We start from the raw sequence: 24,687 nt of genomic DNA, 5'->3' as shown, positions 1-24,687 counted from the left end.
GCAGATAAAACTGCTCAATTCGTCCTGGAAACTTCACATTTAGAGCAGGCAATCGGGCGCGGCAAGCGTGTCGCGTAGAATGAATCGTTTCCAGCAAGAAATTCTAGCCATGGATAGATTTCCCGAGGCGCTGGCGCAGGTTGCCGCCGCCGACTCGCTCAAGCTGTCCGAGCTGATCGGATCGCTCAGCTACGCCCTCGACCTGACCGAAGGCCAGCCCGAAGGCCATTGCGTGCGGTCCTGCTGGATCGGCATGCAGGTCGGCGCCCGGGCGGGACTGAGCGGGCAGCAGCTGTGGGAGCTCTACTACACGCTGCTGCTGAAGGATGTCGGCTGCAGCAGCAATGCGGCGCGTATCTGCGAGCTGTACCTGACCGACGACCTCGGTTTCAAGCGCGATTTCAAGACGGTGCGCGACAGCACCCCGCACCTGATCGCCTTTGTCCTCAAGCACACCGGCCTGAAGGCCGGCCTGGCCGAGCGCTTCCGCGCCGTGCTGACCATGCTGCGCGAAGGCCGCAGCACGGCCGAGGAACTGATCGTCACGCGCTGCTCGCGCGGCGCCGAGATCGCGCGCCTGCTGCGCTTTCCCGAGTCCGTGGCGGCCGGCATCTACAGCCTCGACGAACATTACAACGGCAATGGCAAGCCAGCGCGCCTAGAGGGCGAGGCGATTCCCGTGTACGCGCGCATCGCCATGCTGGCCCAGCTGGTCGACGTCTTCCACACCGCCGGCGGCAAGGCGGCGGCGCTGGCCGAGCTGCGCCACCGCACCGGCACCTGGCTCGACCCGCAACTGGTGCGCGTCTTCAGCGAGGTGGCCGCGAGCGACGCATTCTGGAGCACGCTGGCCGACCCGGCGCTCGATGCGACCGTGTTCGCCATGGAGCCGGCCGAGCACACGATGCCGATCGACGACGACTACCTCGACGACATCGCCACCGCCTTCGGCCAGGTGGTCGACTCGAAGAGTCCCTACACGGGCGGCCATAGCGCACGCGTGGCGCTGTACACCGACATGATCGGCGAAACGCTCGGCCTGTCGCCCGCGCGGCGCCGCTGGCTGAAGCGGGGCGCGCTGCTGCACGACGTCGGCAAGCTCGGCGTCAGCAACAGCATCCTCGACAAGCCCGGCGCCCTCGACCGCGACGAATGGGCCGCGGTGCGCCGCCACGCCGAGTTCACCGAGACCATCCTCTCGCGCATCGCCGCCTTTGCCGAACTGGGACGGATCGCCGGCGCCCACCATGAACGCCTCGACGGCGGCGGCTACCCGCGCGGCCTCGTGGCCGCCCAGATCGACCTCGAGACGCGCATCATCACCACCGCCGACATCTTCGATGCGATCACCGCCGAGCGGCCGTATCGCAGGGCGATCCCGCCGCAGGAGGCGCTGGCGATGATGGAAAAGACCGTCGGCACCGCGCTCGACGCGCGCTGCTTCGCGGCGTTGAAGGAAGCGGTCGCGCGCGTGGCCTTGTAAAACCTGGCCTGCAGCCTTGACCGTACGGTGGGCACTCCGTGCCCACGCGGTTACGTGTCTATCCTTGCACTGCGTGCGGCGACTTTTCGCCCGCTGACCTTGAGCCTGGCCCGACGCCATGCATGGCCTTTCGTCCATCGCAAATTTCGCAAGCGACGTTTCGCTGCCAACGCTAAAAGGATCTGCTCGTAGCCGCGTGGGCACGGAGTGCCCACCGTACGGTTGCCGCCGCAGGCCGATTTAGATGGATCAGCCCGCGCGCTGATCGACTCAACTCGTCTTGAACACCAGCTGCGCCACCCGCCGCAGCTTCGGATACACCACCGGCACCGTCAGCATGGTGCTGGCGATCGCCATCAGCAGCAGGGCGGTGAAGGTCTCGTTGGTGACGATGCCCTTGTCGAGCAGGATGTTCACGAAGATGATCATGATCAGCGCCTTGGTCTGCAGCAGCCAGCCGATGATCGACGACTCGGTGCGGCTCCAGCCCAGGATGCGCCCGGCGATGTGGGTGCCGGCCAGCTTGCCGGCCACCGAGGCCACCAGCAGCACCGCCGCCGCCACGAACACGGCCGAGCCGCCCACCGCCCAGTTGGTCTTCAGGCCGGTGCTCAGGAAGTAGACCGGCATCAGCACCAGCAGCACCTGCTGGCGCAGGGTGTCGAGGCGCTTCTGGTCGAACCACGAGGCTTCGCTGATGGCCCCGGCAAGGAAGGCGCCGACCATGTAGTGCAGGCCGGCCCAGTCGGCGGCCAGCGCGCAGGCGGCCAGCCAGACCAGGATCACGTACCAGCGGTCGCGCTCTTCCAGCCAGGCCATCAGGCGCCGGAACAGCAGGGCGGCGACCGCGAACACCACCAGGAAGCCGAGCTGGCGGCCGACGCGGTCCCAGTCCAGCAGGATCAGGGCCAGCACGCCCCAGATCGCGATGTCGTCCAGGCTGGCGTAGCGCAGGATGCGCTGGCCGATCGGCTCGCGCAGGATCTCGAGCTTCTCCATCAGCAGGATCAGGATCGGCAGCGCCGTCACCGCGCAGGCCATGCCCACGCCCAGCACGAACTGCCAGTCCTGGGCCTGCGCGCCTTTCCAGCCGGCGTAGCCGAGCATGCCGACGGCGGCGATGCAGCCGAAGACCAGCGGCGTGCCCAGGGCCAGCGAGGCCGTGATCACGCTTTCGCGCCGGTGTTCCCAGGCCTTTTTCAAATCCAGCTCGACGCCGGCGATCATCACGAAGATCATCACCGCCCACCAGGCGATGCCGTTCATGGCGCCCATCACCTGCGGGTTGAACACGAAGGCGTAGTAGTCGGGGTAGGCGCGGCCCAGGATGCCGGGGCCGAGCAGCACGCCGGTGATGATCTGCACCACCACCAGCGGCGCCCAGTAATCGGTGTTCCCGACCCGCCAGATCAGGTAGGGCAGGGTGAAGATGACGAGCATCGCGATCAAAAAGATTTCGGTCGTTCCCATGGCTGTGTGCATAATGTCTCCCGGATATTTTTATGATTCCTGCACGCCAGGGTGTCAGTACAGTGCAGGATTGGAAACGATACCACAGCATTTCCGGGAAGACAGCGAAAGACTGCCGCCGATACAAAAAAGTTATTAATTGACACAAAAAATCGCCGGATGCTATAGTCGGTCAAAGCCGCTGGTAACGTTTCCAAAAGCGTACCGACAAGGACAGGCGAAGGATTGGAGACACGATGTACAAAGCACAGAATCTGGCGCTGGCCTGCGCCTGCGCGGCCTTGTTCGCCAGCGCAGACAGCTTCGCCGCCGGCGCAGCAGCAGCAGCCAGTACGGCCCCGCGGGCTAGCGCGCCCCGCGCCGAAGTCATCCACTGGTGGACCTCGGGCGGCGAATCGGCCGCCGTCAAGCAGGTGGCGCAGGCCTACCGCGCAGCCGGCGGCGTCTGGGTCGATACGGCGATCGCCGGCGGCGACCAGTCGCGCGCCGTTACCGTGAATCGCATCGTCGGCGGCAATCCACCGACCGCCGCCCAGTTCAACACCTCCAAGCAGTTCTTCGACATCATCGAGCAGGGCATGCTGAACAACGTCGACGACGTTGCGCGCGCCCAGAACTGGGACAAGCTGCTGCCCGAACCCATCGTCAGCGTGATCAAGGTCGACGGCCATTACTATGCCGTGCCGCTGAACATCCACATGCAGACCTGGATCTGGTATTCGAAGGCCGCCTTCCAGAAGGCCGGCATCGCGAAAGAACCCGCCAGCGTCCCCGAATTCTTCGCCGCCCTGGATACACTCAAGGCGGCCGGCATCGTGCCCCTGGCCCACGGCGGCCAGGCCTGGCAAGAAACCATCCTGTTCTCCGCCATGCTCGCCAACCTGGGCGGCAAGGACCTCTACCTGAAGGTGCTGCGCGACCGCGATCCGAAGGCCATCGCCTCGCCCGCCTTCCGCAACGTGCTGCTGGCGTATAAACGCCTGCAGTCCTATGTCGACGCGCGCTCGCCGGGCCGCAACTGGAACGACGCCACCGCGATGCTCATCTCGGGCAAGGCCGGCATCCAGATCATGGGCGACTGGGCCAAGGGCGAATTCACCGCCGCCAGGCAGGTGCCGGAGCAGCAGTTCGGCTGCATCGCCGGCCTGGCGCCGAACGCGCCCTACCTGATGCAGGGCGACGTCTTCGTCTTCCCGAAAACCCGCAACGCCGGAGCGGTGCAGGCGCAGAAGCTGCTGGCCAGCGTGGTGGTGGCGCCGAACACCCAGCTCGCCTTCAGCAAACTGAAAGGCTCGGTGCCGGTGCGCACCGACGTCGACGCGTCGCAAGCCGACGCCTGCGCCCAGAAGGGCATCGCCATCATGAAGGACCGCTCGCGCCACCTGGGCGTGTCCGAGGTTTATTTGACCCCGGACCAGAACGGCGCCATGCAGGATGTGCTGACCGCCTACTGGAACACCAACATGACGGTCGACAAGGCGCAGAAGAACATCGCCGCTGCGTTGAGCGAATAAGGCGCGGTGACGAGCATGCTGGCCCGGCCCATCCGCGCAGTGACACCCTACGCAGCCTTGCTGCCGATGGCGCTCACCGTCATCGTCGCCTACCTCGGCACGATGCTCTGGACCCTGCGCACCTCGTTCACGGCCTCGCGCACCTTCCCGTCCGATAAATTCATCGGCATCACGCAGTACACGCGGCTGTTCGACAACGAGCGCTGGATGCTCTCGCTGAACAACCTGGCCGTGTATGGCTTGCTGTTCATCCTGGCCTGCCTGGTGATCGGCTTCCTGCTCGCCGTCTTCATCGACCAGAACGTGAGCGGCGAGGGTGTGCTGCGCACCGTCTTCCTGTATCCGTACGCGATGTCCTTCGTCGCCACCGGCCTGGTCTGGCAATGGCTGCTCACGCCCGGCACCGGCATCGACGGGGCCATCGCGCGCCTCGGCTTCCCCGACTTCGTGTTTGACTGGATCGTCGACCAGGACATGGCGATCTATACCATCGTGATCGCCACCGTCTGGCAATCGGCGGGCCTGGTGATGGCGCTGATGCTGGCCGGCCTGCGCGGCATCGACGCCGACATCTGGAAGGCGGCGCGCCTGGATGGGATTCCGGCCTGGCGGGTCTACGTATCGATTATTTTGCCGATGCTGTGGCCCACCATCGCCACTGTGTTCCTGCTGCTGGCCACGGGTGTGGTCAAGCTGTACGACGCCGTGGTCGCCATGACCCAGGGCGGCCCCGGCACGGCCAGCGAGGTGCCGGCCAAGTTCATCATGGACCATCTGTTCCTGCGCTCGAACATCGGCCTGGCCTCGGCCGGCGCGATCATGCTGCTGGTGCCGGTGGTGGCCTTGCTGGCGCCGTATGCCTACGCCCGCAGTCGAAGGAGCAAGGCATGATGATGCAGACCACCTTGCAGACCCCGGTTGTGCGCGTGCCCGCTGCGGCCCGTGCGCGCCGCAGCCACTTCACGCCGGCGCGCGTCGGCATCTACGTCTTCCTGTTCGGCGCGGCGCTGTTCTTCCTGCTGCCGCTGTACGTGATGGTCGTGACTTCGCTGAAGGGCATGGACGAGATCCGCGCCGGTTCCATCCTGGCGCTGCCGATCGAGTGGACGATCGAACCCTGGCGCCAGGCCTGGAGCGAAGTCTGCACCGGCGCCTCCTGCGAAGGCATCCGCGGCGGCTTCTGGAATTCGGTGGCGATCACGGTGCCCAGCACGATCCTGCCGATCTTGATTGGCGCGATCAACGGCTATGCGCTCAGCTTCTGGCGTCCGCGCGGCGCGAATATCCTGTTCGGCGTACTCTTGGGGGGCGCCTTCATCCCGGTGCAGGTGATGATCTACCCGCTGGTGCGCCTGCTGGCCGGCGCCGGCATCTTCGGTTCCTTGCCCGCCATCGTGCTGGTGCACCTGATCTTCGGCATGCCGGTGATGACCTTGCTGTTCCGGAACTACTACGCCAGCCTGCCGCAGGAGCTGTTCCACGCGGCGCGCATCGACGGCGGCGGCTTCTGGCGCATCTTCCTGCACGTGGTGCTGCCTTTGTCGGTGCCGATCATCGTGGTGGCCGCCATCATGCAGGTGACGGGCGTGTGGAACGACTACATCCTGGGCCTGGTGTTCGCCGGGCGCGACAACCTGCCGATGACGGTCCAGCTGAACAACGTGATCAACACCACCACCGGCACCCGCCTGTACAACGTGAACATGGCCGCGACCATCCTCACCGCCCTGGTGCCGCTGGCGCTTTACTTTTTCTCCGGACGCTGGTTCGTGCGCGGTATTGCCGCCGGCGCCGTGAAAGGCTGATGCATGGCGAACGTCCATCTACGCAAACTCTCCATCACGCTCGGCGGCAAGCCGATTATCCGCGAGCTCGACCTGCAGGTCGAACCGGGCGAATTCCTGGTGCTGCTCGGGCCTTCGGGCTGCGGCAAGTCCACGCTCCTGCACAGCATCGCCGGCCTGATCGACGCGACGGCCGGCAGCATCGAGATCGGCGGCCAGGACATGACCCTGGCCGACCCCAGCGAACGCGGCATCGGCATGGTGTTCCAGTCGTATGCGCTGTACCCGACCATGACGGTGAAGGACAACATGTCCTTCGGCCTGAAAATGGCCGGCACGCCGAAGGCCGAGATCGCGCGCCGCGTGGGCCGCGCCGCCGAGATGCTGCAGCTCGACGCACTCCTGTCGCGCAAGCCCGCCCAATTGTCGGGCGGCCAGCGCCAGCGCGTGGCCATCGGGCGCGCCCTGGTGCGCGAAGCCGGCGTCTTCCTGTTCGACGAACCGCTGTCGAACCTGGACGCCAAGCTGCGCGCCGAACTGCGCCGCGAACTCAAGCTCCTGCATGCGCGCCTCGGCTCGACCATGATCTACGTGACCCACGACCAGGTCGAAGCGATGACCCTGGCCTCGCGTATCGTCGTCATGCAGGGCGGCGTGGTGCAGCAGATCGGCACCCCGGCCGACGTGTATGAGCGCCCGGCGAACCGCTTCGTGGCGGGATTCCTGGGCGCGCCGGCGATGAACTTCATCGATGGCGAGGTCGACCTGCATAACCGCTTCAATGCCGGCAGCCTGGCGCTGGCCTTGCAGGAGCCGATGCCGGCCGGCGCGGCGACGCTCGGCGTGCGGCCCGAACACATTCACATCGACGCACACGGCCCGCTGGCGGGCACCGTGACCCTGGTCGAGCCGATGGGGAACCACCAGGTGATCTGGCTGGACTGCGGCGGGCACAGCCTGTCGGCCATCGTGCACGGGCCGGGGAGCTTTACGGCAGGGCAGGGGCTGCGCTTCGGGATCGATGCAGCGCGCGTGTCGCTGTTCGACCCGGCGAGCGGCGGACGACTGTAAAGATCAACAGGCATGGAGTATGCTTCCATGCGGATGACAACAACGATAGACGAAGGAATTGTGTGGCAACGATCAAAGACGTAGCGCGCCTGGCGGGCGTGGGACTGGGAACCGCGTCGCGCGTGGTCAGCGGCAAGGGCTCGGTCTCGCCGGCGACGCTCGAGCGCGTGAAGAAGGCGATCGACGAGCTGGGCTTCCGGCCCTCGCACGCGGCGCGCGCGCTGCTGTCCGGCTCCAGCCGCATGATCGGCGTCTACATTCCCGTCCTCTCGGGTACCTTCTACACGCCGATCCTGCAGATCATCGACACCGAGCTGCGCGCCGCCGGCCTGCACATGGTGGTGGCCTTCGGCGTCGGCCTGGGCGACGCGCGGCGCCAGGCAGTCGAGGGCATCGACTTCCTGCTCGAGCGCGGCTGCGACGGCCTGATCGTGATGACCAGCGCCCTGCTCGAAGAAGACATCGCCGCGCTCGGCGCCAAGANCGCCGCCGGCCTGCACATGGTGGTGGCCTTCGGCGTCGGCCTGGGCGACGCGCGGCGCCAGGCAGTCGAGGGCATCGACTTCCTGCTCGAGCGCGGCTGCGACGGCCTGATCGTGATGACCAGCGCCCTGCTCGAAGAAGACATCGCCGCGCTCGGCGCCAAGAGCCGCCAGCTGGTGGCGCTGAACCACAGCTTCGCCGGCATCCCCGACCAGTGCTTCATGGTCGACCACCGCCTGGGTGGGCGCCTGGCTGCGCGCGCGCTGCTCGAACACGGCCACCGCGACATCGCCATCGTCGCCGGCCCGGCCAGCCTGCTCGACAACGTCGAGCGCGTGGAAGGCTTCAAGGCCGAGCTGGAAGAGTCAGGCATCGACACGCATACCCTGTGGGTGGCGGAGAGCGACTTTTCGCCGGCCGGCGGCTGGGCCGCGGCAAAGGCGCTGATCGAGTCCGGCAACCCGTGCAGCGCGCTGTTCTGCGCCAATGACGAGATGGCGGTGGGTGCGCTGTCCTACTTCCAGGAAGCGGGCATCCGCGTGCCGCACGATTTGTCGGTGATCGGCTACGACGACACCCCGAGCGCCGAGTTTTCGGCGCCGCGCCTGACCTCGGTGCGCATGCCCTGGCGCGAGATGACGAGGAGCGGCCTGAACGCCTTGCTGAACCGCTGCTACGACCTGGCGCGCCCGGTCGAGCACAGCTTCCCGGTGTCGGTCACGCTGCGCGCATCGCTGGCCAAGGCCGGAGAAAACAGCAAACGCGCACGCCGCCCGAAGGCCGCATGAACACGAACGATCCGAAAAGGCGCCGGCCTGGCGCTTTTTTTTGAAACGAGTATGGAAAGCTTTCCAAAACATTCGACTATTGTCCACCGAACCGAGACCATGACGACCACGAACAGCACAGACCAGCACCCGCCCGCGCGCAGCGAATTCGCTTCCGACTTCCTCTGGGGCTGCGCCACCTCGTCCTACCAGATCGAAGGCGCCGGCTTCGAAGACGGCCGCGTCGAGTCGATCTGGGACCGCTTCGCCGCCACTCCCGGCAAGGTGAAGGGCGGCGCCAACGGCAGCGTGGCCTGCGACCACTACCACCGCTGGCCCGAGGACTTCGACATCGGCCGCGACATGGGCCTGAACGCCTACCGCTTCTCGATCGCCTGGCCGCGCATCTTCTCCGAGATTGGCGGCAAGCCGAATGCGAAAGGGCTGGATTTCTACTCGCGCCTGGTCGACGGCATGCTGGAGCGCGGCCTGCAACCCTGGGCCACGCTGTACCACTGGGACTTGCCGCAATTCCTGCAGGACCGCGGCGGCTGGGCCGAGCGCAGCACGGTCGACGCCTACCTCGAATTCGTGGATGCCATGACGCGCCGCTTGGGCGACCGCGTGCAGCACTGGATCACGCATAACGAACCCTGGTGCACTGCCTTCATCGGCAACTGGGAAGGCCTGCACGCGCCGGGCCACACCGACTTCGCCACCGCGCTGCAGGTCTGCCACCACGTGCTGCTCTCGCACGGCAAGGCGGTGCCGCTGATCCGCGCCAACGTGCCGGATGCGAAGGTCGGCCTGTCGCTCTCGCTGCACCCGCTGAGGGCCGCCAGCGACAGCCCCGAGGACCAGGCCGCCAAGCTGCGCCACGACGGCCTGCGCTACCGCTGGTTCCTCGACCCGCTGTACGGCCGCGGCTATCCGCAAGCCACGCTCGACCTGATCAAGGATGCGGCGCCGGCCGTGCACCCGGGCGACCTGGACGCCATCGCCGTGAAGACCGACTTCCTGGGCGTGAACTATTACTTCCCCGAGACCATCCAGGATGCGCCGGGCGAAGGACCGCTGTCGGTGCGCGTGCTGCCCCCACAAGATGTCGAGACCACCGCCCTGGGCTGGGAAGTCGCGCCCGAGGGCCTGGCCGAACTGCTGGCGCGCATCGAGAACGACTATCATCCGGGGCCGATGTACATCACCGAGAACGGCTCCTGCTACGACGACGTGGTGGGCGAAGACGGCAATGTGAACGACGTCGAACGCCAACGCTACCTGCAGCGCCACCTGGCGGCCCTGCGCGATGTGATAGACAGCGGCGTCCCGGTGAAGGGTTACTTCGCCTGGAGCCTGGTCGACAACTTCGAGTGGGCCGAGGGTTATGGCCGCCGCTTCGGCCTGGTGCACATCGACTACGACAGCCAGCAGCGCACGCTGAAGGACAGCGGCAAGTGGTACCGCCGCTTCCTGCGCCAGGAATAACGCACGATCAAAACACGGAGACGAGATGAACAAGAAGCTGCACCTGTCTGTATTGGCCCTGGCCGTCGCCTTTGCCTTGCCCGCCATCGCCGCCCCTGCGGCTGCCCAGTTGTCCGACTGGCCGGCGCCGAAGAGCGCGATCGCCAAGGACGCGAAGCTGGAAGCGCGCGTCGCCGAGATCGTGAGCAAGATGACGCTGGCGCAGAAGATCGGCCAGATGACCCAGGCCGAGATCAAGACCGCCACGCCCGACGACGTCAAGCGCTACTACCTCGGCTCGGTGCTGAACGGCGGCGGCAGCTGGCCGAACAACAACAAGCACGCCACGGCCGCCGACTGGCTGGCGCTCGCCAACGCCTATTACGACGCCTCGATGGCCACCGACATGGCGATCAAGGTGCCGGTGATCTGGGGCATCGACGCCGTCCACGGCAACAACAACGTGGTCGGCGCCACCATCTACCCGCACAACATCGGCCTGGGCGCCGCCCACGATCCGAAACTGGCCGGCGAGATCGGCGCCGCCACCGCACGCGCGGTGCGCGCCACGGGCCTGGCCTGGGTCTTCGGCCCGACCGTGGCCGTGGTGCGCGACGACCGTTGGGGCCGCACCTACGAAAGCTTCTCGGAAGACCCGCTGCTGGTGAAAAGCTATGCCGGCCCTTACGTAAAAGGGCTGCAGGGCCGCTTCGACAAGGACGCGAACGTGGTTGCCTCGATCAAGCACTTCATGGGCGACGGCGGCACCGACCAGGGCAAGGACCGTGGCGTGACGAAGGCCAGCGCCGCCGAGATGATGAACATCCACGGCCAGGGCTATTACCCCGGCCTGGAAGCCGGCGCGCAGACGGTCATGATCTCGTTTAACAGCTGGACCGACACGGCTTCAAACACCGAACACGGCAAGCTGCATGGCAGCCGCGTGGCGATCACCGACATCCTGAAGAACAAGCTGGGCTTCGACGGTTTCGTCGTCAGCGACTGGAACGGCATCGCCGAGGTGCCGGGCTGCCGCAACGACAGCTGCGCCCAATCCGTGAACGCCGGCATGGACATGTTCATGGTGCCGGACGACTGGAAGGCCTTTATCGCCAACACCACCAGGCAGGTGGAGTCCGGCGAAATCCCGATGGCGCGCATCGACGACGCCGTGACTCGCATCGTGCGCGTGAAACTGCGCGCCGGCCTGTTCGGCAAGCGTCCATCCGCCAACGCCTACGCCGGCAAGGACGCGGCCCTGCAAGACCGCGCGCTGGCGCGGCGCGCCGTGCGCCAGTCGCTGGTGCTGCTGAAGAACGAAGGACCGGCGCTGCCGCTGGCGAAGGGCAAGAAGATCCTGGTGGTCGGCAAGACCGCCGACAGCATCTCGAACCAGACCGGCGGCTGGTCGCTCACCTGGCAGGGCACGGCCAACACGAATGCCGACTTCCCGAACGCCGACAGCATCCTGGCCGGCATCCGCGCCGCCAATGGGGCCGCGAACGTGGCCTACAGCGCCGACGGGGCAGGGGTAAACGTGGCCGACTACGATGCGGTGATTGCCGTGATCGGCGAAACCCCGTATGCCGAAGGCGACGGCGACATCGGCCCGAACGGCACGCTGCGCCACAGCGGCCGCCATCCGGAAGACCTGGCCGTGCTGCAGGCGGTCAGCGGCAAGGGCAAGCCGGTGGTCACCGTGTTCGTGGCCGGACGTCCGCTCTGGGTCAACGACCTGATGAACCTGTCCGATACCTTTGTCGCCGCCTGGCTGCCTGGCAGCGAAGGCAAGGGCGTGGCCGATTTGCTGGTGGCAGGTCCGAAACGGTATGACTTCAGCGGCACCCTGTCGTTCTCGTGGCCGAAGACCGTCTGCCAGACCAGCCTGAATGCCGGCAGCGCCAACTACGATCCGCTGTTCAAGCTCGGCTACGGCCTGCGCAGCGGCACCCGCTCCAGGCTGGGCCAGCTGGATGCGAGCTACCCGGCCGGCGGCTGCGGCGTCAGCAACAGCTTCCCGGTCTACGGCCAGGCCGACCGCGCCAGCTTCCCGCTGGCCATCCGCAGCGGGAGCGAAGTCAAGCCGCTCGGCGCCGACCTGAACGCCACCTTCACGCTGCCGAACGTGAGCGTCCAGACGGCGCAGATCAACACCCAGCAGGATGCGCGGCAGGTCACCTGGACCGGTCCGGCCAGCATCGAGGCGCGCGGCACGAAAGCCATGGTGCTGCCGCCGGCAGCAAGCAAGGATGGCGCGCTGCGCTTCGACACCATCGTCGGCGCCGCACCGGCGGGCAAGGTGACGATTGCCATGGCCTGCGGCGCCAACGCGCCTTGCGGCACGCCGCTCGACGCCAGCGCGCTGTTTGCGCGCCTGGCCGGCAAGGGCAAGCAGACGGTCAAGATCCCGCTGGCCTGCTTCAGCGCGCGCGGTGCCGACCTGGCCAGGGTCGAGGCGCCGTTCGTGGTGAGCAGCAGCGCCGCCTTCACCGCCGCCTTTACCAACATCGACATCCTGGGCGGCGGCGCGAAGGAACAGGACGCCGTGCGCTGCGAGGAGCTGAAATGAGCATGCCCAGCCTGGTCGCCGACATCGGCGGCACCAACGCGCGCTTCGCGCTGCACCTGGACGGGCGCTTCGACTGCATCGAGGTGCTGCCTTGCGCCGGCCACGATACGCTGGCCGACGCCATGCACAGCTACCTGGGCGCTGCCGGCAAGCGCGGCTTCGCCGTGGACGGCATCCGCCATGCGGCGATTGCGATTGCCAATCCGGTCGAGGAAGACCGGGTCAGCATGACGAATCACCACTGGAGCTTTTCCATCTCCGGCCTGCGCGACGAGCGCGCGCTGTCGACACTGCTGGTGGTGAACGACTTCGCGGCGCTGGCGATGTCGCTGCCCCATCTGCAGCCGTACCAGCGCGAACGCATAGGAGGAGATGCGGGCGGCGGCATCGAGCTGGGCGGCCGTCCGATCGGCCTGATCGGCCCCGGCACCGGCCTCGGCGTGTCGGGCGTGATCCCGGCCGGCGGGCAGTGGACGGCGCTGGCGGGCGAGGGCGGGCATGCCAGCTTCGCGCCCTGCACGCGCGACGAGTTCGTGATCCTCGAGCGCCTGCAGGAAGAGTACGGCCATGTGTCGGCCGAGCGCCTGCTGTCCGGCCCCGGCCTGGAGGCGATCCACCGCGTGCTGTCGGGCGACTCGCTGGCCGCGCCCGACATCACGCGCCAGGCGCTCGACGGCAGCTGCGACGCCTGCCTGCGTACGGTCGAGACCTTCTGCGGTATCCTCGGCAGCGTGGCCGGGAACGTCGCGCTCACGCTGGGCGCCACCGGTGGCATGTACATCGGCGGCGGCATCGTGCCGCGCCTCGGCCCCCTGTTCGCGCAATCCTCGTTCCGGCGCCGCTTCGAGGACAAGGGGCGCCTCTCGTCCTACCTGGCGCGCATCCCGACCTGGGTGATCACCGAGCCCTATCCGGCGCTGCAGGGCGTGGCGGCGATGCTGTCGGCGCACATCGCCAACCAACAATAAACAAAAGGAGACACCATGGAACACACCGCAACGCGCGCGCCGGCGGCAGGCAGCGGCGCAGCCGGGTCGAACACCGGCCCGCTCGTCATCGTCACCATCCTGTTCTTCATGTGGGGTTTGCTGACCTCGCTGAACGACATCCTGATCCCGCACCTGAAGGCCATCTACACGCTCAGCTACCTGCAGGCGATGCTAGTGCAGTTCTGCTTCTTCGGCGCCTACTTCATCGTCTCGATCCCGGCCGGCGCCCTGATCCGCCGCATCGGCTACCAGCGCGGCGCCGTCACCGGCCTCCTGATCGCGGCAGCCGGCTGCGCGCTGTTCTACCCGGCGGCCCGGAGCGGCTATGCGCTGTTCCTGTTCGCCTTTTTTGTTCTCGCCAGCGGCATCACCATCCTGCAGGTGGCGGCCAATCCCTACGTCACCGTGCTGGGACCGGCGCGCACCGCGTCCAGCCGCCTGACCCTCACCCAGGCCTTCAATTCGCTCGGCACCACGGTCGGCCCCTACCTGGGCGGCGTGCTGATCCTGTCGGCGGCGGCGGTCGGCGCCGACCGGCTGGCGGCGATGTCGGCGGCCGAGCAGGCAGCCTACAAGGCGCAGGAAGCGGCCACCGTGCAGGGGCCTTACCTGGCGCTGGCCGCGGCGCTGGCGATCCTGGCGGTGCTGTTCGCGCTGGCGCGCCTGCCGAAGATCAACCATGACGAAGGCCCGGCGGCGACTGTTGCCGGCAAGGGCTCGGCCTGGAACTACCGCCACCTGGTGCTGGGCGCGGTGGCGATCTTCGTCTACGTGGGCGGCGAGGTGAGTATCGGCAGCTTCCTGGTCAACTTCCTGGGCGAGCCGCACATCGCGGGCCTGGACCACGCGGCGGCGGCGAATTATGTCAGCATGTACTGGGGCGGCGCGCTGGTCGGCCGCTTCATCGGCTTTGCCGTGATGCGCACCGTCAGCCCGGGCAAGACCCTGGCCTGCAATGCGCTCGGCGCGATCGTGCTGGTGTTGCTGGCGACCTTCTCGCAGGGTTCGGTGGCGATGTGGGCGATTGTCGCGGTGGGCTTGTGCAATTCGATCATGTTCCCGACCATCTTCAGCCTGGCGCTGCATGGGCTGGGGCGGCATACGGGGCAGGGTTCGGGCATCCTGTGCATGGCGATCGTCGGCGGCGCCATTGTGCCCTTCATCCAGGGCGGCGTGGCGGATAACGTCGGGCTGCAGATTTCCTTCCTGGTGCCGGCGGCGTGCTATTTGTTCATCATGTTCTTCGGGGTGAAGTATGCGGGGCTGCACCGCGAAGGCACCGAGAAATAACAGGGGCCCGCGGCCGTGACCGTAGGGTGGGCACTCCGTGCCCACGCGGAACGTCGCGTCATGTTGACGTTTGATCCCATCGAAAAACAAGCGCCGCGTTACCGCTTCTGAGGCGATAACGCGGCGCTTGCTTTATGCCACGAGCATGTTGTAACGCTGTGCCGCCTTCCGCGTGGGCACGGAGTGCCCACCCTACAGTCAACGTGCCGGGCAATATTGGCGCACGTACGCTTCATGCGGCGGCAACTGCGCCACGGTCCGGTTCACCGACCCGCTGATATTGTCCAGGAAGCCCTTCAGCTCCACATCGCCCATCAAGTCCGCCGTCTGGTGATGCCCCTCCGGCATGATCCCTTGCCCGAGCATCACCTGGATCCACGAGTTCTCCGCGAACAGTTCGTTCGGCGCCCGGAACACGCGCCCGGTCTCGCGGAACAGGTCGATGCGGTGCTGCAGCGAGCTTGGGACGTCCATCTCGGCGCAGGCGCGCCAGTAGGGCGTGTCGCGGCGGTTTGTGACCTTGTAGTGCAGGACGATGAAGTCGCGGATGTGGGCGATCTCGTCGGCGGCCTGGCGGTTGTATTCGGCGACGTCGCTGGCGCGGATGCCGTTCGAAGGGAACATCTGCATCAGGCGCACGATGCCGCGCTGGATCAGGTGGATGCTGGTCGATTCGATCGGTTCCAGGAAGCCGCTGGCCAGGCCGATGGCGATGCAGTTGCCGACCCAGACCTGCTTGCGCTGGCCAGGCTTGAAGCGGATCACGCGCGGCTGCATCAGCGCTTCGCCGGTGATGTGGCGCTTGAGGGTGGCGATGGCGCCGTCGTCGTCGATGAAGCGGCTCGCGAACACCAGGCCGTTGCCGACCCGGTGCTGCAGCGGGATGCGCCACTGCCAGCCGGCTTCGCGCGCGATCGAGCGGGTGTAGGGAACGGCTTCGCCATGGGACGCGGTCTGCACGGCCGCGGCGCTGTCGTTGAACAGCCAGTGCGACCAGTCCTCGTATTCCGCGCCCAGCGCCTCGCCGATCAGCAGCGCCCGGAAACCGGTGCAGTCGATGAACAGGTCGCCTTCCAGCTCGGTGCCGGAATCGAGCCTGATCGAGCGGATCGCGTTCGATGCCGCGTCTTTCGTCACGTCGACGATCTTCGCTTCCACCCGCTGCACGCCATGCTGCTCGCTGAAGCGGCGCAGGAAGCGCGCATAGGCGCCGGCATCCATGTGGTAGGCGTAGTTCATGCCCTGCTTCGGCAGGTGGGCGAAGCGGTTCAGCTGGGCCGCGCGGTGTTCCAGGCAGTAGTCGCCGTAGTCGCCGGCCAGGCCGCGCTCGCGGCCCTTGTGCCAGAAGTGCTGGAAGCCGGCGGTCCAGTGGTCGATGCCGGTATTCCCGAAGGAGTGGATGTAATCCTGGTGCACGTCGCGCCAGTTTTCGAAGCTGATGCCCAGCTTGAAGGTGGCGTGGGTGGCGGCCATGAATTCCTGCTCGTTGATCTCCAGCAGGTGGTGGAAGTTCTGCAGCGTCGGGATGGTGGCTTCGCCCACGCCCACGGTGCCGATCTCGTCGGACTCGACCAGTTTGATGTCGAGGCGCTTGCCGAGGGATTTACCGAGGCAGGCGGCGACCATCCAGCCGGCCGTGCCGCCGCCGGCGATCACCACGCGGCGGACGGGCTTGTTGTTCACGTGCGTCTCCATGCTTGTCTCCTTAGCGGTTCATCCGCTTTAATAATTGGGCGCGCAGGGCGCGTACGGCGGCATCGTCGAGCGGATTCAATACGCCGCGCGCATGCGGCGCGATGTGGGCCGCGGTCTCCTCGCCGGCCTCGAACACGTAGCGCCGGAACAGGCCCTGCCAGGCGCGCCGCTGCTCCGGCGGCAGGTCGCGCACGCTCATCAAGGCGTGCATCAGCGCGTTGATCGGCGTGTCCATGTAGTCGGGCGACTGGCGCCACCAGTAGTTCACCAGCACGTTGAAGCGGTCCAGCGCCTCGATGTGGTGCCACCACATGCTCGGGATGAAGAGGGCGTCGCCCGGCGCCAGTTCGGCCACCCGGGCATGGCGCATGGCTTCCTCGAACTTCGGAAAGCGGTCCAGGTCGGGCTGGTGGAAGTCGACCAGGCTGATGGGCTGGCCGGCCGGCGTCAGGTCGAGCGGGCCGATGTACAGGTTGTCCACCTGGTCGGGCGGGAACAGGGTGAAGCGGCGGCGCCCGGCCGCCACACAGGCCACGTTGTCGGGCAGGTCGTAGTGGGCGGCGATGCGGGTGCGGTTGCCGATCCAGATGCTGGCCAGGGCGTCGCGGCCGCCGAGGTCGATGTCGTTCTCGGCGCGAAAGCCCGGCAGGCAGGTGTCGATGGTGGTCGAGCCGACGTAGATCGCGGGTGGCACGTCGTCGCGCAGGTGTCCGCGCAGCTCGGCCAGCACCGCGTCCAGGCGCGCCCGCACCGGCGCGAAATTGAAGCCGGTGAAGTCCTGGTTGTAGAAGAAGCGGCCGCCGATGTCGGGCGCGCCCAGCATGGCGGTGACGGTGGCGTCGCGGTAGAAGCGGCGCAGGTAGGCGTCGGCCGCATCGAAGGAGGCGATTGCCGCGCGCACCATGGGCCAGCGCGCGGCCAGGCCGCGCAGCACCACCGGTTCGGTCGAGGCCAGTACTGCATCGGTGAGGACGCTGGGACCACTGGCGTCGATCTCGCGGATGGGTTCAGCGGCCGGCAGCATTGCGGCGATTCTTGCGGTCGATCAGGGCGCGGAACTGCGACAGCGAAGCCAGCACCATGTAAATGGCCTGCAGGTGGCCGGCGCGGTGCAGGCGCTCGAGCGCGGCGCCATCGAGTGCCGCCAGGCGCTCTTCGTGGATGGTGTGGAAGCCGGCCAGGCGGTTGACCGAGCCGTCGTCGAGGGTGACGTCGAGGAAGAAGGATTCGAGCAGATTGTGCTCGAGCAGGGCGGCGGTGAAGCTGCGCGCGCCTTGCAGGCCGAGGTGGATGGCGCGCAGCGTCGAGGCCATGCGCTCGGTGTACTCGGTATTCCCGCCCTGGGGCAGGAACAGCGGCTCGCCGTGTTCGCGGCTCAGGCGCGGGCTGTCGAGGTCGACGTGCACCATCAGTTCGTCGCCGTCGGTGCCGATCAGGAAGGGCTGGCGCTGGACCGACAGCGGGATCTCCGGGGCGTCCCAAACTTCCTCTCCATGCGCATCGTCGAGAAACAGGTTCTCGCCCTGCTGGAAGCCGAACAGGGCCAACGCATGGAAATCACCTGAGCCGCCTTCGCCGTTCTGCTGGAAGACGATCGGGTAGTGCGCCTGCAGGGTGCGGAATTCGTCGGGGTAGGTCAGGGCCGACATTACGTTGTCGCCCCAGGCGGCGCCGCGGGTGGGGATCACGCGCATGGCGGCGTGGTCGATATTGTTCAGTAGGACCGGATTCGGCATGGTTGTCTCTGTTGTTGTGGTTGTGTTCAGGTGCGCGGCAAGCCGTGCGCGCGGATGTGGGCCAGCAGCTCGCGGTTGGCGGGCAGGGCGGGCAGCATGCGCCGTGTCAGGTCGGCGGCTTCGCGGAAGAAGGCGTCGGCCAGCGCGCCGTCGGCGCGGCGGGTGGCGCCGGCAGCGTTGCGCCAGCCCATCCCGTACAGCACGTATTGCCAGCTGGCGGTCGGGAAGACTTCCTCGATGCGCGGGAAGTCGCCGCGCATCGGTGCGCGGTAGCGCCACAGCGACAGCAGTTCGCGCAGGCGCTCGGGTATCGACTCCGCTGCGCGGTTGTCATGCCAGTAAGAGCTGCAATCAGCGCTGTCCTCGCGCCGGCTCAGCACATAGTGCAGCTTGAGGAAGTCGATCACGCGCTCCCAGCGGTAACGGAAGGTGTCGTTGAAGCGGCGCGCGACGACGTCCATGTGTTCGCGCGTGACCGGCATCTCGTCGACGATCATCGCCGCCGAGAGTTCGACCATGGCCAGGGCCGAGGCTTCCAGCGGTTCGATGAAGCCGCCGGAGAGGCCGACGGCGACGCAATTGCGGTGCCAGAAGCGCTCGCGGTAGCCGGGCTGGAAGCCGATTTTTCGGGGAGCCGGGCAATCTTGCGGCCCGCCGCTGGCGGCGATGTAGGCGCGCAGGGCGCGTTCCGCTTCCTCGTCGCTCGTGTGGGCGCTGGAGTACACATGGCCGACGCCGCGCCGGGTCGGCAGGCCGATGTCCCAGATCCAGCCGGCCTGCTGGGCGGTGGAGGTGGTCTGCGAGGCGATGGGCGTGTCCTCGCTTGCATAGGGTACCTGCACGGCCAGGGCCGTGTCGTTGAACAGCACATGCCGCTGCGAGAGGAAGGGCACGCCGTAGTGCTGGCCGAGCAGCAGCGAGCGCATGCCGGTGCAGTCGACGAACAGGTCGCCTGCCAGCAGGCCGTGGGCCTGGGTGCGCAGGGCGGCGATGTCGCCGTTCGCGTGCGACGCGATGCCGAGCACGTGGTCGGGCACGTAGTGCACGCCCAGGCGCTCCAGGCAGTGCTTCTTCAGGAAGACGCCGAACTTGCCGGCGTCGAGATGGTAGCCGTAGTTGGCCACGGCCGCGAACTCGGGCGTGGCCGCCTGCTTCGGCGCGCGGCCGGCCATGCACAAATGCGGCTGGTAGCTGGCCAGGTCGGCGAATGGCACGCCGCTGTGTGCTTCTTGCCAGCGTTCGACCAGGGCGGCGTCGCCATAGCCTTGCGGCAGCGAGAAGGGGTGGAAGTAGTAGTCGTTGTCCTGTCCGCTGCTCCAGCGCGCGAACAGCGAACCTTGCTTGAAGGCGGCGTCGCACTCGCGGAAGAAGTCGGACTCGGACACGCCGATGCGGCGCAGGGTGTCGCGCATCGAAGGCCACGTGCCTTCGCCGACGCCGATGGTGGGCACGTCGGGCGACTCGATCAGGGTCACGCGCAGGCCGTCGGGCGCGTTGGCGCGGTGCTCGGCCGCGATCAGGCCGGCGGTCAGCCAGCCGGCGGAACCGCCGCCGACAATGACCACGTGGCGGATGGTGCTGCTCGCCATGGAATGGTTTCCAAAAAACTGAAGTTGCTTGAAGTTTATTGCAGTCTGGCTAAAAAAACCACGAAAAGCCGAGGCATCGATGGACTTTTCGGAGCCTGCGGCCGAGACCGTACGGTGGGCACGCCGTGCCCACGCGGAACGCTGCGTCATGTTGGCGTGATTCGAAGAGGTCTCCTGTTCCTGTCGAAACGCCACGAATGATCATTTGGACGCGTCGACCAGGATCCGTCGTCGCGACAGCAAAGGCGCCAACACGGCGCATGCTTCCGCGTGGGCACAGTGTGCCCACCGTACGGGTCACGCCGCAGGCCAGGCGAGCATCAAAAAAGGCCACGGCGATGCTCCGCCGTGGCCCCTCCGCTTCACCCGATCAGAACTTGTAGCGCGCGCCCAGCATGTAGCGCGGTCCGCTCTGCGTCGCATACAGCACCTGGTTCTTGGTGCGGCCATGCGAACGCTGGGTTTCGTCGGTCAGGTTGATGGCCTCGAACTGGATGGTCAGGCGGTCGTTGAACGCGTAGCCGATCGACAGGTCGAGCTGCTTGTAGGCTTCCTGGTAGATCGGGTTCGGACCGGCGTCGTCGAAGCGGCTGGACAGGAACTCGTCGCGCCAGTTGAGGGCCGCACGCACCGTCCACTTGTTGTTTTCGTAGATCCCCACCAGGTTGGCCGAGTCGCTCAGGCCCGGCATGACGAACTGGTCGCCCAGGCTGCCGTTATCGAAGCGCAGGCCCGAGTCGACGAAGGTGTAGTTCGCCTGGACGCCGAAGCCGGTGTTGCCGAACATGTGCTGCACATTCAGCTCGGTACCGTACACCATCGCCTTCTTCTGGTTCGCATACGTCGAGATCTGGAAGTTGGCGATCGGATCCCCCGGCTGGCCGATGATCTCGCCGCGCGGATTACCCGAACCGTCGACGCCGTTCTGGATCACGCCCGGCTGGCCGGCCTTGTTGCGGAAGATGTAGTTGCGGATGCAGGTCGTGTCCGAGGAAATGCAGCCGTTCGCGATTGCCTCGTTCCAGAAGGCACCGCCCACAGGGGTGTGCAGGTTGAAAGGCTGGGCCGTGAAGCGCGACTGGCCCGAGTAGTTCTTCAGATTCTTGCGGAAGTGGCCGATCGCGAAGAAGCTCTGCTTGCCGTAATACCACTCGTAGGACAGGTCGGTGTTCTTCGAATGGACCGGTTTCAGGGCCGGGTTGCCCTGCGAGCCGTCGCCGCCGATCACGCGTCCCAGTTCGACCAGCACCTGGCCGCCGGCGATCTCGTCCCAGCGCGGACGGCCGATCGTTTCGCCGTAGGCGAAGCGCAGCTTCATGTCCGGACGCAGGTCGACGTCGGCATCCAGGGTCGGCAGGAAGTAATGGTACTTGCCGGTCAGGCTGGTGAAGTTGGGCGCGCCGAAGCGGACCTTGAACTCGTTGTTCGATTCCCAGCTGTAGGCGGTGGCGATCGGCACCAGCGCGCTCGAGAGCACATCGGTATTTTCGTAGCGCACGCCGATGCCGGTGTGGACCGGCAGCCCGAAGTCCCAGTCGGTGTTGAACTGCAGGTACAGGCTCTTCGAGCGTTCGCGGGTGCGCTGGTCGGTGTCGTAGGTGGTCTTCGGCAGGTAGAGCGCCGGATTGCCCGACACGTCCGACGCGATCTGGCGCACCTGGCCGAAATCGAAGGTGTAGAAGGTGTTGAACAGGTTCGGGTTGTTGCTGCCCTTGATGTTGTCGAAGTACTGGCGCAGGCTTTCCTGGTGCCAGACGCTGCTCGGGTAGTCGGCCGCGCTGGTGGCGCCGCCCCAGGTTTCGCGCTGCTGGTTCGAGAAGGCCGAGCGGTTGTTCACCTCGGTCAGGGCCAGGCCGAAGTTCAGTTCCGAGGATTCCATCACTTTCAGGCCGCCCTTCAGCTGGAGCTGCTCGACCTCGCCCTTCATGTAGGCGTTCTGGAAGGTCGAACCGGTCACCTGCTGGCCGGCGTTGGCGAAGTCGGCGCCGACGATGCTCAGCACCGGGAAGTCCTGGGTGAAGTCGGCGGTGGTGGTGCCGCGGCTGAAGCTCGCGGTACCCAGGGTGTTCGACGAACCCCATGGGCTGTCCGGCATCGATTCGGCGGTCGACTTGTGGGCGTCGAGTTCCAGGCGCAGGGCATTCGTCGGCTTCCAGACGGCGTTGAAGCCGAGCGACTTGTTCTGGGTGCGGGTGGCGAAGTCGGCGCCGCCCATGGCGATGTCGCTGGTGGCCGGGTTGATGATCTCGATGTAGGTCAGCGGCGGCGCGACGCCGCCCACCGGGTTGCCCCAGCTGCTGGCCGAAGGACCGAAGTTGAACCAGGCCGACATGTCCTGGCGCCGGGTGTGGATCTTGTTCTCGGAATAGGTGTAGTCGAGGGTCGTGGTCAGGGCCTTGCTCGGTGCGTACTGCAGCACCAGCTGGCCGTTGGTGCGCTCGCGCTGCACGCCGCTCATCGAATAGTTCAGGTTCTGCGGCACCGAATAGATGGTGTCGCCGGAAGGGCGGTTGACGATGTTCTCGCTGCCCGGCGTGCCCGGCTGCGGGATGTTGCCCCAGGCGCCGTTGTCGCCGGCGGCGATCGGGCCGCGCCAGCCGCCCGGCACCGCCGCGCGGTTATAGCCCAGGTTGCGTTCCTGGTAGCTGCCGCTGATGGCGATGCCGAACTTGCCGTCGGCGCTGGCGGTGCTGTAGATGCCGGAGATTTCCGGCGTGACCTTCTTGCCGCGCTTGACGTCGTCGGGCAGGTTGTCGGCCGAGGTGTCGTACACGCCCTTGACGCCGATGCTGGCCTGCTGGCCGTTGCGCTCCAGCGGACGCGCGGTCATCACGTTCAGGGTGGCGCCGATGCCGCCGGTCGGGCTGTCCGCGCGCGCCGATTTGTACACCTGGATCTGCGAGATCGCTTCCGAGGCGATGTTCGCGAAGTCGTAGGCGCGGCCGTTGCGGTCGCCCAGGTTCGAGGTCGGCATCTGGCGGCCGTTCAGCAGCACCAGGTTCAGGTCGGGGCCGACGCCGCGCACGGTGACCTTCGAGCCTTCGCCGATTTCGCGGTCGATCGAGACGCCGCTGATGCGCTGCAGCGACTCGGCCAGGTTCGTGTCGGGGAATTTGCCGATGTCCTCGGCGACGATGCCGTCGACGAAGCCGGTGGCGTTGCGCTTCATGTTCATCGACGAGGCCATGCTCTGGCGGATGCCCTTGACCAGGACGACCTGCGGGGCAGCGGTGGCGTCGGCGACGACGCCCGAGTTCGGGCTGGCACCGCTGGCCTGGTCGGTGGTGGCGCCATTGCCGGCGCCGCTGGCCTGGTCGGCGTTTGCTCCCGTGTTCGCGCCGGTGGCGTTACCGCTGGCGGTGGTGGCGGTGGCTTGGCCGGCTTCCTGCGCGTATGCCGGCGCCAGGAAGGCGCCGCAGGCAGCGGCGACGGCCAGGCTGATGAGTTTCTGCTTTGCCAAAGGGTAGTGCATGTGTTCTCCTCTTTTCTTATAGATTTGATTGTCAGCCACACCTGACCGGGTCTCCGCACCCGGCCGACCGACCTGCCGCTGTCTCTGTTACCGCGCTGCCCAACACGAAAGGCCGACTGCATCCCTGAACCGGAGCAGCGGCGCATCGTCATTCTTCCTTGTGCCGTCCCTTCGTTCCGGCGCCGTTTTTTGGAAACTGTGGAAACGTTTCCATATGTTCTGAGTGAATATTAGGCTTAGGAAAAAAAATTGTCAACGGAATATTCTTCGGGATCGGGGCAAGAGGAAAACCGCGCAACAACCGGGCATGCGTTGACACCCGAAATGGCCGGGTGTTACATTCGGCCCATGGTTATGGTAACGTTTCCAAAGCAAGGGGCGGACGGATGAAGAAACAGTGGATGGCGCTTGCCCTGGCGGCGCTGGTGTTCGGTAGCGGCGCGGTGCGGGCGCAACCGGTTCCGGCGCCGTCCGGCTGGGCGCTGGACTGGCACGACGAATTCGACGGCACGGCCCTGGACCGCGCCAAGTGGGTGCCCGAGCCCGGCGGCAAGGACAACGGCAACAACGAGAAGCAGTTCTACACCGAGCGGCCCGAAAACCTGCGCGTGGCCGGCGGCATGCTGGTGCTGGAAGCGCGCCGCGAAGCCTACGGCGGCAAGGAATTCACCTCGGCGCGCATCAAGACCGCCGGCCTGCAGGAACGCACCTATGGCCGCTACGAAGCGCGCATCAGGATCCCGCGCGGGCAGGGCATCTGGCCGGCCTTCTGGATGCTGGGCGCCGATATCCGCACGGTCGGCTGGCCGCGCTGCGGCGAGATCGACATCATGGAAAACATCGGCAAGGAGCCGGACCTGGTGCACGGCACGCTCCACGGGCCGGGCTACTCGGGCGAGCATGGCTTCGGTGCGCCGATCAAGGCCGACAGCGGGGCCTATGCGGACGACTTCCACGTGTACGCGGTGGAGTGGGAGCCGAAGCGGATACGCTGGTACCGCGACGGCGTGCTCTATCACACGGCCACGCCCGAGCTGGTGAAAGGGGAGTGGGTGTTCGAACATCCGTTCTATGTGATCCTGAACCTGGCGGTGGGCGGGTATTGGCCGGGGTATCCGGATGAGACGACGGTGCTGCCGCAGCAGATGCTGGTGGATTGGGTGAGGGTGTACAAGCGGCCGGGTTGATCAGGCAATGGGATGGTGGGTTCGAGAACCCACCCTACCGCATACGTAGGGTGGGTTCTCGAACCCACCGGGTAGGGCGCATGAACAATCTACATCGGTCGTAGGGTGGGTTCTCGAACCCACC

17 protein-coding genes are annotated in these 24,687 nt (G+C 66.6%); 11 read left to right on the top strand and 6 right to left on the bottom strand.

All coding sequences use genetic code 11. From position 1 onward, the window contains the following. Positions 1 to 109 precede the first annotated feature (109 nt). Positions 110 to 1,483, top strand: coding sequence for an HD-GYP domain-containing protein (locus QPK31_RS15050; RefSeq protein ID WP_290423740.1), 1,374 nt, complete (start codon positions 110 to 112; stop codon positions 1,481 to 1,483). 270 nt (positions 1,484 to 1,753) lie between these two features. Here the strand turns inward: QPK31_RS15050 and QPK31_RS15045 are convergent, their stop codons facing one another. Then, positions 1,754 to 2,953: a cation:proton antiporter gene (locus QPK31_RS15045; protein WP_374045812.1), complete on the bottom strand. Its 1,200-nt coding sequence runs from the start codon at positions 2,951 to 2,953 to the stop codon at positions 1,754 to 1,756. A 236-nt stretch (positions 2,954 to 3,189) separates the two neighbouring features. Here QPK31_RS15045 and QPK31_RS15040 point away from each other — a divergent pair, with 236 nt between their 5' ends. The 9 genes from QPK31_RS15040 to fucP all read left to right on the top strand — a co-directional run bounded on the left by QPK31_RS15040 (position 3,190) and on the right by fucP (position 14,884). Then, complete coding sequence (locus tag QPK31_RS15040; protein WP_290423738.1) at positions 3,190 to 4,467, top strand: ABC transporter substrate-binding protein; 1,278 nt, start codon at positions 3,190 to 3,192, stop codon at positions 4,465 to 4,467. A gap of 15 nt (positions 4,468 to 4,482) precedes the next feature. Continuing rightward, the gene (locus QPK31_RS15035) at positions 4,483 to 5,358 is read left to right on the top strand and encodes a carbohydrate ABC transporter permease (protein ID WP_290423737.1); all 876 of its coding nucleotides are present in this window, start codon (positions 4,483 to 4,485) and stop codon (positions 5,356 to 5,358) included. A gap of 2 nt (positions 5,359 to 5,360) precedes the next feature. Continuing rightward, positions 5,361 to 6,272 carry a carbohydrate ABC transporter permease gene (locus QPK31_RS15030; RefSeq protein WP_290423787.1) on the top strand — a complete coding sequence of 304 codons (912 nt, stop codon included), beginning with the start codon at positions 5,361 to 5,363 and terminating at the stop codon, positions 6,270 to 6,272. Between the two features lie 3 nt (positions 6,273 to 6,275). Next, positions 6,276 to 7,322, top strand: coding sequence for an ABC transporter ATP-binding protein (locus tag QPK31_RS15025; protein ID WP_290423736.1), 1,047 nt, complete (start codon positions 6,276 to 6,278; stop codon positions 7,320 to 7,322). 62 nt (positions 7,323 to 7,384) lie between these two features. Continuing rightward, positions 7,385 to 8,593, top strand: coding sequence for a LacI family DNA-binding transcriptional regulator (locus QPK31_RS15020; RefSeq protein ID WP_290423735.1), 1,209 nt, complete (start codon positions 7,385 to 7,387; stop codon positions 8,591 to 8,593). Between the two features lie 99 nt (positions 8,594 to 8,692). Beyond that, the gene (locus QPK31_RS15015) at positions 8,693 to 10,057 is read left to right on the top strand and encodes a GH1 family beta-glucosidase (protein WP_290423734.1); all 1,365 of its coding nucleotides are present in this window, start codon (positions 8,693 to 8,695) and stop codon (positions 10,055 to 10,057) included. Between the two features lie 25 nt (positions 10,058 to 10,082). Further along, positions 10,083 to 12,605: a glycoside hydrolase family 3 protein gene (locus QPK31_RS15010; protein WP_290423733.1), complete on the top strand. Its 2,523-nt coding sequence runs from the start codon at positions 10,083 to 10,085 to the stop codon at positions 12,603 to 12,605. After that, the gene (locus QPK31_RS15005) at positions 12,602 to 13,573 is read left to right on the top strand and encodes a glucokinase (RefSeq protein WP_290423732.1); all 972 of its coding nucleotides are present in this window, start codon (positions 12,602 to 12,604) and stop codon (positions 13,571 to 13,573) included. The genes QPK31_RS15010 and QPK31_RS15005 overlap by 4 nt, the downstream gene beginning before the upstream one ends. 15 nt (positions 13,574 to 13,588) lie before the next feature. Continuing rightward, positions 13,589 to 14,884, top strand: a complete 1,296-nt coding sequence (gene fucP / locus QPK31_RS15000; protein ID WP_290423731.1) for an L-fucose:H+ symporter permease — start codon at positions 13,589 to 13,591, stop codon at positions 14,882 to 14,884. A 198-nt stretch (positions 14,885 to 15,082) separates the two neighbouring features. On the opposite strand, the gene QPK31_RS14995 is transcribed toward fucP, so the two are convergent. The 5 genes from QPK31_RS14995 to QPK31_RS14975 form a co-directional block, all read right to left on the bottom strand. Then, entirely contained in the window at positions 15,083 to 16,579 is a 1,497-nt protein-coding gene (locus QPK31_RS14995) for a tryptophan halogenase family protein (RefSeq protein ID WP_290423730.1), read from the bottom strand. 10 nt (positions 16,580 to 16,589) lie between these two features. After that, on the bottom strand, positions 16,590 to 17,603 hold the full coding sequence (locus tag QPK31_RS14990; protein WP_290423729.1) for a cupin-like domain-containing protein: 1,014 nt from the start codon (positions 17,601 to 17,603) through the stop codon (positions 16,590 to 16,592). Next, entirely contained in the window at positions 17,587 to 18,315 is a 729-nt protein-coding gene (locus QPK31_RS14985; RefSeq protein WP_290423728.1) for a SapC family protein, read from the bottom strand. The genes QPK31_RS14990 and QPK31_RS14985 overlap by 17 nt, the downstream gene beginning before the upstream one ends. A 26-nt stretch (positions 18,316 to 18,341) precedes the next feature. Beyond that, positions 18,342 to 19,904: a tryptophan halogenase family protein gene (locus QPK31_RS14980; protein WP_290423727.1), complete on the bottom strand. Its 1,563-nt coding sequence runs from the start codon at positions 19,902 to 19,904 to the stop codon at positions 18,342 to 18,344. 370 nt (positions 19,905 to 20,274) lie between these two features. After that, positions 20,275 to 23,376: a TonB-dependent receptor gene (locus QPK31_RS14975; protein WP_290423726.1), complete on the bottom strand. Its 3,102-nt coding sequence runs from the start codon at positions 23,374 to 23,376 to the stop codon at positions 20,275 to 20,277. 386 nt (positions 23,377 to 23,762) lie between these two features. On the opposite strand from QPK31_RS14975, the gene QPK31_RS14970 reads away from it, so the two are divergent. Further along, a complete protein-coding gene (locus QPK31_RS14970) occupies positions 23,763 to 24,563 on the top strand; it encodes a glycoside hydrolase family 16 protein (RefSeq protein WP_290423725.1) in 801 nt (266 codons plus the stop codon). Positions 24,564 to 24,687 lie beyond the last annotated feature (124 nt).

The organism is Massilia sp. YIM B02769 (genome assembly GCF_030411995.1).
In the GTDB taxonomy this organism is placed as follows: domain Bacteria; phylum Pseudomonadota; class Gammaproteobacteria; order Burkholderiales; family Burkholderiaceae_D; genus Telluria.
This window is presented reverse-complemented; position numbering and strand designations above follow the sequence as displayed.

Coding starts and splice junctions, on each gene's coding strand:
- fucP (WP_290423731.1), top strand. CDS start 13,589: ATGGAACACACCGCAACGCGCGCGCCGGCGGCAGGCAGCGGCGCAGCC.
- QPK31_RS14995 (WP_290423730.1), bottom strand. CDS start 16,579: ATGGAGACGCACGTGAACAACAAGCCCGTCCGCCGCGTGGTGATCGCC.
- QPK31_RS14970 (WP_290423725.1), top strand. CDS start 23,763: ATGAAGAAACAGTGGATGGCGCTTGCCCTGGCGGCGCTGGTGTTCGGT.
- QPK31_RS15040 (WP_290423738.1), top strand. CDS start 3,190: ATGTACAAAGCACAGAATCTGGCGCTGGCCTGCGCCTGCGCGGCCTTG.
- QPK31_RS15035 (WP_290423737.1), top strand. CDS start 4,483: ATGCTGGCCCGGCCCATCCGCGCAGTGACACCCTACGCAGCCTTGCTG.
- QPK31_RS15015 (WP_290423734.1), top strand. CDS start 8,693: ATGACGACCACGAACAGCACAGACCAGCACCCGCCCGCGCGCAGCGAA.
- QPK31_RS15005 (WP_290423732.1), top strand. CDS start 12,602: ATGAGCATGCCCAGCCTGGTCGCCGACATCGGCGGCACCAACGCGCGC.
- QPK31_RS15030 (WP_290423787.1), top strand. CDS start 5,361: ATGCAGACCACCTTGCAGACCCCGGTTGTGCGCGTGCCCGCTGCGGCC.
- QPK31_RS14980 (WP_290423727.1), bottom strand. CDS start 19,904: ATGGCGAGCAGCACCATCCGCCACGTGGTCATTGTCGGCGGCGGTTCC.
- QPK31_RS14975 (WP_290423726.1), bottom strand. CDS start 23,376: ATGCACTACCCTTTGGCAAAGCAGAAACTCATCAGCCTGGCCGTCGCC.
- QPK31_RS14985 (WP_290423728.1), bottom strand. CDS start 18,315: ATGCCGAATCCGGTCCTACTGAACAATATCGACCACGCCGCCATGCGC.
- QPK31_RS15050 (WP_290423740.1), top strand. CDS start 110: ATGGATAGATTTCCCGAGGCGCTGGCGCAGGTTGCCGCCGCCGACTCG.
- QPK31_RS15010 (WP_290423733.1), top strand. CDS start 10,083: ATGAACAAGAAGCTGCACCTGTCTGTATTGGCCCTGGCCGTCGCCTTT.
- QPK31_RS15045 (WP_374045812.1), bottom strand. CDS start 2,953: ATGGGAACGACCGAAATCTTTTTGATCGCGATGCTCGTCATCTTCACC.
- QPK31_RS15025 (WP_290423736.1), top strand. CDS start 6,276: ATGGCGAACGTCCATCTACGCAAACTCTCCATCACGCTCGGCGGCAAG.
- QPK31_RS14990 (WP_290423729.1), bottom strand. CDS start 17,603: ATGCTGCCGGCCGCTGAACCCATCCGCGAGATCGACGCCAGTGGTCCC.